Source organism: Micromonospora sp. WMMD964, assembly GCF_029581455.1.
Classification (GTDB): domain Bacteria; phylum Actinomycetota; class Actinomycetes; order Mycobacteriales; family Micromonosporaceae; genus Micromonospora.
Window position 1 is genome coordinate 1,271,062 of record NZ_CP120860.1, and the last position, 13,329, is coordinate 1,284,390.

11 protein-coding genes are annotated in these 13,329 nt (G+C 71.3%); 8 read left to right on the top strand and 3 right to left on the bottom strand.

Annotated features, from left to right (window positions below; genetic code table 11):
* Positions 1-43: 43 nt before the first annotated feature.
* Positions 44-1,468 carry an adenylosuccinate lyase gene (gene purB / locus O7616_RS05985; protein ID WP_282305945.1) on the top strand — a complete coding sequence of 475 codons (1,425 nt, stop codon included), beginning with the start codon at positions 44-46 and terminating at the stop codon, positions 1,466-1,468.
* 152 nt (positions 1,469-1,620) lie between these two features.
* Here the strand turns inward: purB and O7616_RS05990 are convergent, their stop codons facing one another.
* Together O7616_RS05990 and O7616_RS05995 are read right to left on the bottom strand one after the other, a co-directional pair.
* Entirely contained in the window at positions 1,621-2,184 is a 564-nt protein-coding gene (locus O7616_RS05990; protein WP_282305946.1) for a YbjQ family protein, read from the bottom strand.
* A gap of 24 nt (positions 2,185-2,208) precedes the next feature.
* Entirely contained in the window at positions 2,209-2,892 is a 684-nt protein-coding gene (locus O7616_RS05995) for a trypsin-like serine protease (RefSeq protein WP_282305947.1), read from the bottom strand.
* A 356-nt stretch (positions 2,893-3,248) separates the two neighbouring features.
* On the opposite strand from O7616_RS05995, the gene purS reads away from it, so the two are divergent.
* The 4 genes from purS to O7616_RS06015 all read left to right on the top strand — a co-directional run bounded on the left by purS (position 3,249) and on the right by O7616_RS06015 (position 7,719).
* A complete protein-coding gene (purS, locus tag O7616_RS06000; RefSeq protein ID WP_282263304.1) occupies positions 3,249-3,512 on the top strand; it encodes a phosphoribosylformylglycinamidine synthase subunit PurS in 264 nt (87 codons plus the stop codon).
* Entirely contained in the window at positions 3,509-4,192 is a 684-nt protein-coding gene (gene purQ / locus O7616_RS06005; protein ID WP_282263302.1) for a phosphoribosylformylglycinamidine synthase subunit PurQ, read from the top strand. Before purS ends, purQ begins: the two co-directional genes overlap by 4 nt.
* An 88-nt stretch (positions 4,193-4,280) precedes the next feature.
* The gene (gene purL, locus O7616_RS06010; protein ID WP_282305948.1) at positions 4,281-6,959 is read left to right on the top strand and encodes a phosphoribosylformylglycinamidine synthase subunit PurL; all 2,679 of its coding nucleotides are present in this window, start codon (positions 4,281-4,283) and stop codon (positions 6,957-6,959) included.
* Between the two features lie 4 nt (positions 6,960-6,963).
* Entirely contained in the window at positions 6,964-7,719 is a 756-nt protein-coding gene (locus O7616_RS06015; protein WP_282307545.1) for a 2-phosphosulfolactate phosphatase, read from the top strand.
* Positions 7,720-7,892: 173 nt separating this feature from the next.
* Here the strand turns inward: O7616_RS06015 and O7616_RS06020 are convergent, their stop codons facing one another.
* Positions 7,893-9,869, bottom strand: a complete 1,977-nt coding sequence (locus O7616_RS06020) for a carboxypeptidase regulatory-like domain-containing protein (RefSeq protein WP_282305949.1) — start codon at positions 9,867-9,869, stop codon at positions 7,893-7,895.
* 161 nt (positions 9,870-10,030) lie between these two features.
* Between O7616_RS06020 and O7616_RS06025 the strand changes: the two genes are divergently transcribed.
* From O7616_RS06025 to purM, 3 genes are all read left to right on the top strand, one after another.
* On the top strand, positions 10,031-10,393 hold the full coding sequence (locus tag O7616_RS06025; protein ID WP_282305950.1) for a sterol carrier family protein: 363 nt from the start codon (positions 10,031-10,033) through the stop codon (positions 10,391-10,393).
* Between the two features lie 158 nt (positions 10,394-10,551).
* Positions 10,552-12,090 (top strand): amidophosphoribosyltransferase, encoded by a 1,539-nt coding sequence (purF, locus tag O7616_RS06030; protein WP_282305951.1) that lies wholly within the window; start codon positions 10,552-10,554, stop codon positions 12,088-12,090.
* Between the two features lie 57 nt (positions 12,091-12,147).
* Entirely contained in the window at positions 12,148-13,302 is a 1,155-nt protein-coding gene (gene purM / locus O7616_RS06035; RefSeq protein WP_088986889.1) for a phosphoribosylformylglycinamidine cyclo-ligase, read from the top strand.
* Positions 13,303-13,329 lie beyond the last annotated feature (27 nt).

Consider the following 13,329-nt stretch of genomic DNA (forward strand, 5'->3'; position numbering starts at 1 on the left):
CCCGGTCCAGGCACCGACCGGCGGGTGCGGGACAATGAGGTACGTGACGACGATCCCGAACGTGCTCGCCAACCGGTACGCCTCGCCCGAACTGGTCGCCCTCTGGTCTCCGGAGGAGAAGGTCCGGATGGAGCGGCGACTCTGGTTCGCCGTGCTCCGCGCCCAGCGTGACCTGGGTGTCGCGGTGCCGGACGGCGTGGTCGAGGCGTACGAGCGGGTGCTCGACCAGGTCGACCTCGCCTCGATCGCAGAGCGGGAGCGGGTCACCCGGCACGACGTGAAGGCCCGGATCGAGGAGTTCAGCGCGCTCGCCGGGCACGAGCACGTGCACAAGGGCATGACCTCGCGGGACCTGACCGAGAACGTCGAGCAGCTCCAGGTGCGTGCCTCGTTGGAGCTGATCCGGGACCGCGTGGTCGCCACCCTGGCCCGCCTCGCCTTCCTGGCGTACGAGCATTCCGAGCTGGTCATGACCGGCCGTTCGCACAACGTGGCGGCGCAGGCCACCACGCTGGGCAAGCGCTTCGCGTCGGCGGCGGAGGAGTTGCTGATCGCGTACGAGCGGCTGGAGGAGCTGATCGCCCGCTACCCGCTGCGGGGGATCAAGGGCCCGGTCGGCACTGCCGCCGACCAGTTGGACCTCTTCGACGGGGACGCCGACAAGGTCGCCGAGCTGGAGCGCCGGGTCGCCGAACACCTGGGCTTCTCCCGGGTGCTGGACAGCGTCGGCCAGGTCTACCCCCGCTCGCTGGACTTCGACGTGCTGGCCGCGCTGGCGCAGACCGCCGCGGCGCCGTCGTCGCTGGCCACCACGATCCGGCTGATGGTCGGCCAGGAATTGGCCACCGAGGGCTTCAAGCCCGGCCAGGTCGGCTCCAGCGCCATGCCGCACAAGATGAACACGCGCTCGTCGGAGCGGGTGAACGGCTTCGCCGTGATCATCAGGGGTTACCTGTCGATGGTCGGCGAGCTGGCCGGCGACCAGTGGAACGAGGGGGACGTGTCCTGCTCGGTGGTCCGTCGGGTCGCCCTGCCGGACGCGTTCTTCGCCGCTGACGGGCTGTTCCAGACGTTCCTGACGGTGCTCGACGAGTTCGGCGCGTACCCGGCGGTGATCAACCGGGAGTTGGAGCGGTTCCTGCCGTTCCTGGCCACCACCAAGATCCTGGTCGCGGCGGTCCGGCGTGGCGTCGGTCGGGAGGTCGCCCACGAGGTGATCAAGGAGCACGCGGTCGCGGTGGCCCTGGCGATGCGCGAGAAGGGCTCCCCGGAGAACGACCTCTTCGACAGGTTGGCGGCCGACGGCCGACTCGGCCTGTCCCGCGCCGACATCGACACCCTGGTCGCCGACCGCAGCGCCTTCGTCGGCGCCGCCCAGGCCCAGGTGGCAGCGGTGACCAAGCGGATCACCAAGGTGGTGGAAACCCACCCCGAAGCCGCCACCTACAGCCCACCCCCCATCCTCTAACCCATCCCACCCCCACCCCCACCCCCCCCCGGGCGCCCCTGGCGCCCCTCCGCACCCCGGTGATCAAGAGGTTTGCGTCATCTTTGATCTCCCTGGTGACCGAAACCTCTTGATCAACAGGGCGACGGCGGGCGCCGGGGTCCCGGTGGGGGCTATTCGCCGGTGGGGGTTTCGGCGGCTGTTCTCAGGTTGGGGGCGCTGGCCGGTTCGGCGATGCCGCCGAGAGACTCGGCGAAGGCCGGGTCGGTGGCGGTCTCCGCGGCGACCGCGGGCTGGTCGGCCGGCATGACCTCGGGCATGACGGGTACGGCGATCACGGCCGTCCCGTACGCGCAGATCTCCATCCACATCTCACCGCAGTCCCGGCTGTCGAACCGCATGCCGATCACGGCGTTCGCGCCGAGGCGCAGGGCCTCCTCGCCGAGCCGGGACACCGAGTCGGTGCGCCACCGGGTCAGGTTGTCCGGGGCCATCGGGTCGTACGCGCCACCGCGCAGGTTCTTGACCCCCTCGCGGTACGGGTTGCGCGTCCTGGCCATCGATGACACCACCTCACCGAGAATCTGGCGGATCTCGTAGCCGGGCAGTTGCTCCGTCGTCACGACCAGCACGTTTCCGATGCTGTCAGGAGCGGCCCGACCCGATCGGGCGCATTGTTCACCTGATCGGATGCTGCAAAACGGCGCGGCGCGGACGCCCGGCACGGGGCCGACCATCCGCGCCGCTCCGGGTGGTAACCGTCAGACTCCGGCCACCGAGGTGATCCAGGCCCGGTTGTACGCGACACTGCCGTAGTTCTGGATGCTGTAGCCGTCGGCCGTGGAGGCGACGCCGACCTGCTGGCCGTTGTAGAACTGCGGGCCGCCCGAGTCGCCCCGCCAGGCGTTGCCGCTGATCTCGGTGCTGCGGATCGCCTGCCCGCCGTACGCGTCAGTGACGCTGTTGCTGGTCACCCGGACGGTGGCGGTCTTCAGCTGGGTCGACGCCGAGCAGCCGCTGTAGCAGGTCATCCCCCACCCGTAGATCGAGTTCGTCGAGTTGATCGGCGGGTTGCTGTTGGCCAGGCTCACCGTGGAGGTGCTGACGCTGCTGGAGAGCCGCATGAGGGCCAGGTCGTAGCGGGTGTAGGTGGCGCTGATCGTGCGGGTGACCCCGCCGGAGGTGCGGTTCACGCTGCCGATCCGGACGGACATGGTGCCGTTGATGCAGTGCCGGGCGGTGAGCACCCACTGCGCGGCGATGACGCTGCCGGAGCAGGTGAACGAGCCGTTGCTGAGCACCGCGGCGGCCCAGGGCGCCGACGAGACGGTGGTGCCACCGATGATGGGTTGCGGGCCGGGCGGGGCGGCGGACGCGCCGGAGGCAGCGCCGAGGGCGCCGACCATCGCGATGCTGACGACGGCGAGCAGGGGGCGGATGCGCATCGGGTGGACTCCTTGGACGGGGCGGACCCGGGGTCGCCGGGTGCGGATGGGCGACGGCGGGAGGTCCCCGCCGTCGCCTCAATCGACTTACGTCGATGTACAGTAGGGCTCGCGCCGATCGTTATCAAGGATTTGATCGAGGTTACTCAATGTAACGATTCGGCCTCCCGTGGCGCCGTATATGCCCTGCTGAGGCCACCTGCCGCGCTTGTCGGGCCGTCGGGAGCGCGGGCAATGTCGATCACTGCTTGAACTGCACCCGGCCGGTGCGTCCGTGGCCGTATCTGCCAGGTACGCTGGCTGCGCTCGCCCCATGTGGGTCGGCACCCAACTGCGTACACAGTCAGGAGTGCCCAGTGCCTCGCGTCGTCGTCGACGTCATGCTCAAGCCCGAGATCCTCGATCCGCAGGGCCAGGCCGTCGCAAACGCGCTGCCCCGGCTCGGCGTCGGTGACGTCGCCTCGGTCCGGATCGGCAGGCGGATCGAGATCGAGTTCACCGGTGAACCGGACCTGGACCGCGCTCGGGAGATTGCCGACAAGTTGCTCGCCAACCCGGTCATCGAGGACTTCACCGTCCGCCTGGTCGAGGCCGACGAGACCGCGGGCGCCCGCTCGTGACCGCCCGGGTCGGCGTAGTCACCTTCCCGGGCTCGCTCGACGACGGGGACGCGGCCCGGGCCGTCCGGATCGCCGGTGCCGAGCCGGTCCGGCTCTGGCACGGCGACGCGGACCTGCACGGGGTGGACGCCGTCGTGCTGCCCGGTGGCTTCTCCTACGGTGACTACCTGCGCTGCGGCGCCATCGCCCGGTTCGCCCCGGTGATGGAGACGATCGTGGACGCCGCCCAGGGTGGCCTGCCCGTGCTCGGCATCTGCAACGGCTTCCAGATCCTCTGCGAGGCGCACCTGCTGCCCGGCGCGCTCACGCGCAACCAGCACCTGCACTTCCGCAACCGGGACCAGGTCCTGCGCATCGAGTCGGCCGGCACCGCGTGGACCAACGCGTTCCAGCCCGGCCAGGAGGTGCTCGTCCCGGTCAAGAACGGCGAGGGCTGCTACGTCGCGGACACCGCCACCCTGGACCAGCTCGAGGCCGAGGGCCGGGTGGTCGCCCGCTACGTCGGCGGCAACCCGAACGGCTCCCTGCGCGACATCGCCGCGATCACCAACGCCGCCGGCAACGTGGTCGGCATCATGCCGCACCCCGAGCACGCGGTGGAGGCGCTGACCGGCCCGTCGCTGGACGGCCTCGGCTTCTTCACGTCGGTCCTCAAGCACCTGGTCGGGGCGCCCGCGTGAGTGCGAGGAGCGCCGCGGTGACCAGCGTCACGATCATCGGTCTGCTCGACCGCCGGTCCGGCGGGCACGAGCGCAGCGAGGAGAGGTCATGACCACCCATCCGGACCCGGTACGGGACAACCCGGAGGCGTACTCCGCCCCGGCGCAGCCGGCCGAGCCGAGCGCGGCGCAGCCCGTCGCCCCGGCGGCCGCTGCCGCCCAGCCGGCCGCAGCCGTGTGGACCGAGGGCGTGGACACCGTGCCGCGCGCCGGTGGCACCCCGGGCGAGCTCCAGCCGTACACCGAGCTGGGCCTGCGCGACGACGAGTACGAGCGGATCCGGCAGATCCTCGACCGCCGGCCCACGCAGTCCGAGCTCGCCATGTACTCGATCATGTGGAGCGAGCACTGCTCCTACAAGTCGAGCAAGGTGCACCTGCGCCAGTTCGGTGAGAAGGCCCCGCAGAGCGACAGGCTGCTCGCCGGCATCGGCGAGAACGCCGGTGTCGTGCAGATCTCCGACGAGCTGGCGGTGACCTTCAAGGTCGAGTCGCACAACCACCCGAGCTTCGTCGAGCCGTACCAGGGCGCGGCGACCGGTGTCGGCGGCATCGTCCGGGACATCCTCGCCATGGGCGCCCGCCCGGTCGCGGTGATGGACCCGCTGCGTTTCGGCGCCGCGGACCACCCGGACACCGCCCGGGTCCTCACCGGCGTGGTCGCCGGCGTCGGCGGCTACGGCAACTGCCTCGGCTTGCCCAACATCGGTGGCGAGTTGGTCTTCGACCCCTCCTACCAGGGCAACCCGCTGCTCAACGCGCTCTGCCTGGGCGTGCTGCCGGTCGACCGGCTGCAGAACAAGGCCGCTGCCGGCCCGGGCAACGTTGTCGTGCTGATGGGCGCCAAGACCGGGCGCGACGGCATCGGCGGCGTTTCGGTGCTGGCCAGCGCCACCTTCGACGAGGGCAGCGAGGCCCGTCGCCCCGCTGTGCAGGTCGGCGACCCGTTCACCGAGAAGTTGTTGATCGAGGCTTGCCTCGAGCTGTACGACGGCCAACTGGTCGTCGGCATCCAGGACCTCGGCGGCGCCGGCCTGACCTGTGCGCTCACCGAGACCGCCGCCGCGGCCGGCACCGGCATGCGGGTCTGGCTGGAGCGCGTGCCGCTGCGTGAGCCGTCGATGGAGCCGCACGAGATCCTGGCCAGCGAGTCGCAGGAGCGGATGCTGCTGGTCGTCGAGCCGGACAAGCTCGACGCGGTGCTCAAGACCGCCGAGAAGTGGGGCGTGCTCGCCACCGCGATCGGTGAGGTCACCGCGCCGGAGCCGGACGGGCGTCCGGGTCGGCTGCTGATCACCTGGCAGGACCACCTGGTCGTCGACGTACCCCCGGGTTCGCTCGTCGACGACGGCCCGGTCTACGCCCGGCCGATGCGTGAGCCGGCCGACCTGATCCTGCTCCAGGCGGACCGGGCCGAGACCCTGCCCCGCCCGGCCGACCCGGAGGCGCTGCGGGACACCGTGCTGCGCATGATCGCCTCGCCGAACCTGGCCGACAAGACCTGGGTCACCGAGCAGTACGACCGCTATGTGCTGGGCAACACCGTGCTCGCCCAGCCGGAGGACGGCGGCGTGATCCGGATCGACGAGCGCACCGGGCTCGGTGTGGCGCTGTCGGTGGACGGCAACGGTCGGTACGCCCGACTGGACCCGTACAACGGCACCAAGCTGGCCCTGGCCGAGGCGTACCGGAACGTGGCGGTGACCGGCGCGAAGCCGATCGCCGTGACCAACTGCCTCAACTTCGGCTCCCCCGAGGACCCGGGCGTCATGTGGCAGTTCGCCGAGGCCGTCCGTGGCCTCGCGGACGGCTGCCTGGAGCTGGGCATTCCGGTGACCGGCGGCAACGTCAGCTTCTACAACCAGACCGGCGCGGCGGCCATCCACCCGACCCCGGTGGTCGGCGTGCTGGGTGTGCTGGACAACGTCGCCGACCGGGTGCCGATGGGCTTCGTGCCGCGCGCCGGTGGCGACCACGACCAGCTCTACCTGCTCGGCGAGACCAACGTCGAGCTGTCCGGCTCGGAGTGGGCCTGGGTGACGCACGAGCACCTCGGTGGCATCCCGCCGCAGGTCGACCTCGCCCGGGAGAAGGCGCTCGCCGACCTGCTGGCCGAGGCGGCCCGGGTCGGGCACCTCAGCTCGGCACACGACCTCTCCGACGGCGGTCTCGCCCAGAGCCTGGTCGAGTCCTGCCTGCGTCGCGGCGTCGGCGCCCGGGTCGCGGTGCCGGAGCAGTTCACCGAGGGTTCGATGCCGTTCGTCTACCTGTTCAGCGAGTCCGCCACGCGGGCGCTGGTGTCGGTGCCGCGCGGCCACGACAAGGCGTTCGCGGCGCTCTGCGCCGAGCGGGGCGTGCCGTTCGAGCTGATCGGTGTCACCGACCCGTCCGGCGGCGCGCTCGAGGTGCACGGGCAGTTCCGCATCGGCCTGGACGAGCTGCGCGCCGCGCACACCGAGACGTTGCCGCGCCTCTTCGGGGGCTCGGCAGCCGTCGAGGTGCCCGCGCCGGCCGCCGGTGTGGCGGGTGCGGTCGAGGCCGTACCGCTGCCGGTCGTCCCGGACGCGGAGGCCGCACCGGTGGACCCGGCCGAGGTGGTCTCCGAGCCCATCGCTTCGTCAGGCCCCTCCCCGGAGACCGGCGCTGTCGAACCGATCGCGTCGGAGTCCTCCGACGGGCCCACCGAGTCGGAGACCGGTGCCACCGAGCCGTCGCCTGACGAGCGCTGAGGCGTTGACGGCCGCCGTCTACGGCCAACCCGGTTCGGGCGCCAGGTTCGACTGGGGCCTGACCGGCGCGGCCGAACTCGGTCGGGTCTGCGCGGCGCTGGTGGTGGTGGACGTCCTGTCGTTCACCACCTCCGTGGAGGTAGCGGTCGCCCGTGGCATGCGGGTGCACCCGTTCCCCTGGGGTGAGCAGGCCGCCGAGTACGCGCTCCGCGTCGGCGCGGTCGCCGCGGTGGGTCGGCGGCAGGTGACCGCGGACCATCCGTGGTCGCTCTCGCCGGCCGCGCTGGTCGCCGCGCCGGTGGTGGCGGACCTGGTCCTGCCCTCGCCGAACGGTTCCGCCATCAGCGCCGCCGCCAGTGCCACCGGCCTGCCGGTGGTCGCGGCGTGCCTGCGCAACGCGGGCGCCGTCGGGCGTTGGCTGCGCCGCCAGGGGTACGGCACTGTGGACGCCCCGATCGGCGTGATCGCCTCCGGGGAGCGGTGGCCGGACGGGTCGCTGCGCCCGTCGGTCGAGGACCAACTCGGTGCCGCCTCGGTGCTGGACGCCCTCTCCGGAGTGCCGGGCGGGTTGTCCGTGGAGGCGGCGATGGCGCTCGCCGCGCTGGCGAGCACTCCGGACGTGCCCGCCGCCGTGCGGGGCAGCGTCTCCGGGCGCGAGTTGACCGAGGGCGGCTTCGGCGCGGACGTCGACGTCGCCGTCCGGGTCGGCGTGTCGGACGTCGTGCCGGTGCTCCGCCAGGGCGTCTTTTCCGCCGCCTGATCGACTTGCGTCGCCCGCCCTTCTACGCCTGCCGTCGGCGGTGATCGACTCGCCCTTCAGGAAAACGGGGTTTCCGGGTCCGGGTGATACCCCGACTTCCTGAAACCCGAGTGGAGCAGACGAAACGGCCACCCGGAGTCATCCGGATGGCCGTTTTCGTGCGTTGTGGTCGGTCAGTCGTCCAGCCAGTCGAGGCGTCGGCCGCCCCGCTCGGTCGGCGGCGGGGTATCCGGTCGGGCCCGACCGGCCTGCTGGCCGTAGCCGCCCTGGTCGTAGCCCCGGTCGTCGTAGCCGCCGCGTTGCTGCGGGGGTTCCTGGCCGTAGCCGCCCTGGTCGTACCCACCGGCCTGCTGGCCGTAGCCGCCCTGGTCGTAGCCCCGGTCGTCGTAGCCGCCGCGTTGCTGCGGAGGTTCCTGGCCGTAGCCGCCGCCCTGCGGCTCGTAGCCACCGGCCGACTGCCCGTAGCCACCCTGGTCGTAGCCACCGGCTGGCTGGCCGCCATACCCTGCGGTGGGCTCGGCGGCCCGTCCGCCGCCGTACGGGGCCGAGTCCGGCTGGCCGTATCCCTGCCCCTGCTCGGGCTGGTAGACACCTGTCGCGTACGGGTCGGCCGGGGCCGGGTACTGGGTGTTGTCGCCGGTGTAACGGCCGGTCGGCTCGTCGTACCGCTCTCCGTAGGCTCCGCCGCCGGCGGGAGCCGGCGGGTAGCCGGCCGCACCGGCCTGAGCGGTGTAGTCCCGGCCGCCGTAGCCGCCACCGGAGGTGGGCGCGCCGCCGTAGCCGGCCCCGGAATTGGGCGCGGAACCGTAACCGTCACCGGCCGCGCCGGCGCCGTAGCCGCCGCCGGAGGCGGGGTCGTTGCCGTAGCCGCCGCCCGACGCGGGCGCGTTGCCGTAGCCGCCGGCACCGTAGCCACCGGGCACCGGCTCGTCGCCGTAGCCGGCGCCGCCCCAGCCCTGCTGACCCGCACCGCCGTACGTCGGCGCCGGTGCGCCGTACGGGTCCGGCGGGACGTCGTCCACGACCGGGCGGTGCATCATCGTCGGTGCCTCGCTCAGCGCCGCGCCGCCGACCATCGTCGGGTCCGCCCCGCCGGGCCGACCACCGACCACCCGGGTCTGGTCGTCGGGACCGCGGAAGCCGCCCCCGCGGGTGGGCGGGACCGGGCCACCGGCAGCCGGAACCCCGTCTTCGTCGTCGCCGTTCTCCTTGCGCTTCATCCAGAGCAGCACGATGGTGCCGACACCGGCGGCCACCAGGAGACCGCCGAGCAGGATGATCAGGTACGAACCGGCGCCGCCACCGCTGTCCTCGTTGTTCGAGGCGTTCGCCGGGGCACCCGGGCTGGCGTCCTCGGTGGGCTCCTCCTCGGTGCCCTCCTCGGTCGCCTCGTCGGTGGGAGTCGCGTCGGTGCTGGCCGACGGGGTGGGGCTGGGCGTTACCTCGGTCTTGATCGCGAGACTGATGCGTTGACCGGTCAGGGACTGCCCGGCTGCGGCGTTGATGGTCTTGCGGGCCACCACGTTGTCGAAGCTCGCACCCAGGTCGAGCCGACCCGGTGCGATCGGGTTGCCAGTGGTGCCCGTGAAGCGGAAGTTGCCGCTGCCGTCGCTGGTGGTGTCGAAGCGCTTGCCGGTGCTGTCCAGCAGCATGACCACCGCGTTGGGGACGGCCTTGCCGTCGGCCTGCGCGACCACCTTGCCGGAGACCGACTGCACGGTCTGCTTCTGCGGTGGCGGCGCGGCCTTGCCCGTGAGGTTGACCGTCGTCGAGCCGTTCCCGTTCCCGAGCCCAGCGCTGGCCCTGACGGTAATGCGGGCGGACCCGTTCGAAGCGTCGTCCGCCAACTTGAACTTGGCGGTGTAGGTCTTTGCCTCGGTCACATTCCCCTGCGAGCAGCCCTCGATGCACTGCAGCTTGGAGTTGTCCGAGTTGACAGTCACATCGGCGGGCACTACCGGGTCGTCAAAGCTGAGCGTGTAGCTCACTGTCGTCTCGCCGCCCGCTTGGACGGTGCCGGGGGAGGCCGAGACATTTGTGACTTTGGGAGCGGCGAGGGCTGGTGTGGCGGGGACGGCGAGCAGAGCGCCGGCAACCAGCGCTACGACCACACCGGCCCGCTGCTTCCAGGCACGTCGGTGTGTTGACACGTCCACCGCCTTCCGGGCTGACTTCCCTCTCGCCGGCGGGGCGCCGGGCCGGGGATCATCACGGTTCGAATACGCCGTCGGCAACTATGCCTTGTCCGACTGGATCGGCGCGACCCAGGGCTGGCGTCGGGTAGTCGGCCTGCGGGTCGTATCGTCCCGTCGTGTCCTCTCCGCACAGTAAGTCCGCTGCCGTAGCCGCCGCGTTGTCGGCCCTCGACGAGGGGTCTACGCCCGAACGGACAGTGTTCCGAGAGGCGGTCAGGTCGTTGTTGGCCGTCCTCGCGGAGCGCGCCCCCGGCCGATCGGTGGAGGTGCGCGTCCCACCATACGGGGCGATCCAGTGCGTACCCGGACCTCGACACACCAGGGGAAATCCGCCGAACGTGGTCGAGATGGCTCCGGAAACGTGGCTGATGGTGGCGACCGGGAGGATCGGTTGGGCGGAGGCGGTCGCCGAGGGTCGCGTCCAGATGAGCGGGGTCCGGGCGGACCTCTCGGCGTATCTGCCCCTCGAATTGTCATGATGTCCTACTCACCGTGACGCTCAGCGCAGAAATCGTCACTATCTGTGTTGATAGCGATTCGCGTACACTGTCAGGCGACGACAGTGGTCCCGGCAGAGAAGTGTGGATCCGCCCGTGATCCCGCCCGGCCGGTCCAGACCAGCATGAGGGAGCGGTAGGTGCCCCGAGGCGACGGCCGGCTGAGCCACGACCTTGACCCCCAACGACCTGGCCCCCAGGACGCCTGTGGCGTCTTCGGCGTCTGGGCCCCCGGCGAAGAGGTCGCGAACCTGACCTACTTCGGCCTGTACGCCCTGCAACACCGTGGGCAGGAGGCGGCGGGCATCGCGGTGAGCGATGGCTCCGGCGTGGTGGTCTACAAGGATCTCGGCCTGGTGGCCCAGGTCTTCGACGAGCCCACCCTGGCGAGCCTGCGTGGCCACCTGGCGATCGGGCACGCCCGTTACTCCACCACCGGCGCGTCGAACTGGGAGAACGCCCAGCCGACGATCCGTTCCACCACCTCGGGCACGACCATCGCGTTGGCGCACAACGGCAACCTGGTCAACACGGCCGAGTTGGAGAAGGAGGTCGCCGAGCGCGGCCTCGTCGCGGACGGCTCGACCAACGACACCTCCCTGGTGACGATGCTGCTGGCCGGTCGACCGGATCTGTCGGTCGAGGCGGCGGCGCTGGAGGTTCTGCCTCAGCTGCGTGGCGCGTTCAGCTTCGTCTTCATGGACGAGTCCACCCTCTACGCGGCCCGCGACCCGCACGGTGTCCGCCCGCTGGTGCTGGGCCGCCTGGAGCGGGGCTGGGTGGTGGCCAGCGAGACCGCCGCACTGGACATCGTCGGTGCCAGCGTGGTGCGCGAGGTCGAGCCGGGTGAGCTGATCGCGATCGACGAGAACGGCCTGCGCTCCACCCGGTTCGCCGTGCCGGAGCCGAAGGGCTGCCTCTTCGAGTACGTCTACATCGCGCGCCCGGACGCCACCATCGCCGGGCGCAACGTCCACGCGGCGCGGGTGCAGATCGGTCGGCAGTTGGCCAAGGAGCACCCGGTCGAGGCCGACCTGGTGATCCCGGTGCCCGAGTCGGGCACCCCGGCCGCGATCGGCTACGCGGAGGCGTCCGGCATCACCTACGGCGCCGGCCTGATGAAGAACCCGTACGTGGGTCGCACCTTCATCCAGCCGTCGCAGACCCTGCGTCAGCTCGGCATCCGGCTCAAGCTCAACCCGCTGCGGGAGAACGTCCGGGGTAAGCGCCTGGTGGTCGTGGACGACTCGATCGTTCGCGGCAACACCCAGCGCGCCATCGTGCGGATGCTGCGTGAGGCGGGGGCGCTCGAGGTACACGTCCGGATCTCCTCGCCGCCGGTCAGCTGGCCGTGCTTCTACGGCATCGACTTCGCCACCCGGGCGGAGCTGCTGGCCAACGGGTTGGACAACGACGGCATCCGGCGCTCCATCGGCGCCGACACGCTGGGCTACGTTTCGCTTCCCGGCCTGATCGCCGCGACCGAGCAGCCGAAGACCCGGTTGTGTCGGGCGTGTTTCGATGGGGAGTACCCGATCGAGCTGCCGGCCGGCAACCTGATCGGCAAGCACGTGCTCGAAGGTGTGAGCCGACGCGTCGCCAACTCGGCGTTGGAAGGCCCGCACACGAACGGCTCGTCCGTCGCCACTCCGGGTGGCGTTACCGCAAACCGCCCGTAGCACCAACCGGCGCGGCCCGGCTACCGCCGGCGGCACCGAGAACCAAAGGGGAGAACCGTGACGCACGTGTCCGAGCGCAGCGGCGCAGGAAGCAGCCCGACCGGCGCCGGCGGCGACCGTCAGCCGTGGACGGGCGGTGCCGGCCGCCAGGCGCGCAAACGCTCGGTCTCGTACGCCGATGCCGGGGTCTCCATCGACGCGGGCGACCGCGCGGTGGAGTTGCTCAAGTCGAAGGTCCGGCAGACCCGCCGGCCCGAGGTGCTGGGTGACCTCGGCGGCTTCGCCGGCCTGTTCCGGCTGGACACGAAGAAGTACAAGAACCCGATCCTGGCGTCCTCCACCGACGGGGTGGGCACCAAGCTGGTGATCGCTCAGCAGATGGACATCCACGACACGGTCGGCATCGACCTGGTGGCGATGGTCGTGGACGACCTGGTGGCCTGCGGCGCCGAGCCGCTGTTCCTGCTCGACTACATCGCCACCGGCGAGGTCGTGCCGGACAAGGTCGCTGAGATCGGGGCGGGCATCGCCGACGGCTGCCGCTACGCCGGCTGCGCCCTGCTGGGCGGCGAGACCGCCGAGCACCCGGGCGTGCTCCGCCCGGACGAGTACGACATCTCCGCGACCGGCGTCGGCGTGGTCGAGGAGGCCGACATCCTCAGCCCGGAGCGGGTCGAGGTGGGCGACGTCGTGATCGCGATGCGCTCCTCCGGCCTGCACTCCAACGGCTACTCGCTGGTCCGGCACGTGCTCCTCGGCGCGGCCCGGATGCGTCTGGACATCGTCATCGACGACTTCGGTCGGCAGCGGACCCTGGGCGAGGAACTCCTCACCCCCACCAAGATCTACGCCAAGGACTGCCTCAAGCTGATCGCCGAGGCCGAGGTGCGGGCGCTGTCCCACATCACCGGCGGCGGTATCCCCGGCAACCTGGTCCGGGTGCTGCCCGAGCACGTCGACGCGGTGGTCAACCGGTCCACCTGGAAGCCGCAGCCGATCTTCGACCTGATCCAGACGAAGGGTCGGATCGACGATCAGGACATGGAGTCGACCTTCAACATGGGCGTCGGCATGTTCGCGATCGTGTCGGCCGAGGACGCCGACCGGGCCCTGGCCACGCTGACCGGCCGTGGGGTCGAGGCGTGGCAGGCCGGCGAGATCATCGAGGGCACCGGCAACGTGCAGATGGTCGGTCAGCACACCCGGGGATGATCACCCTCCGGTGATCGTACGGGCACC

Coding starts and splice junctions, on each gene's coding strand:
- O7616_RS05995 (WP_282305947.1), bottom strand. CDS start 2,892: ATGCGCATCCGCCCCCTGCTCGCCGTCGTCAGCATCGCGATGGTCGGC.
- O7616_RS05990 (WP_282305946.1), bottom strand. CDS start 2,184: ATGGTCGGCCCCGTGCCGGGCGTCCGCGCCGCGCCGTTTTGCAGCATC.
- purL (WP_282305948.1), top strand. CDS start 4,281: ATGACCACCCATCCGGACCCGGTACGGGACAACCCGGAGGCGTACTCC.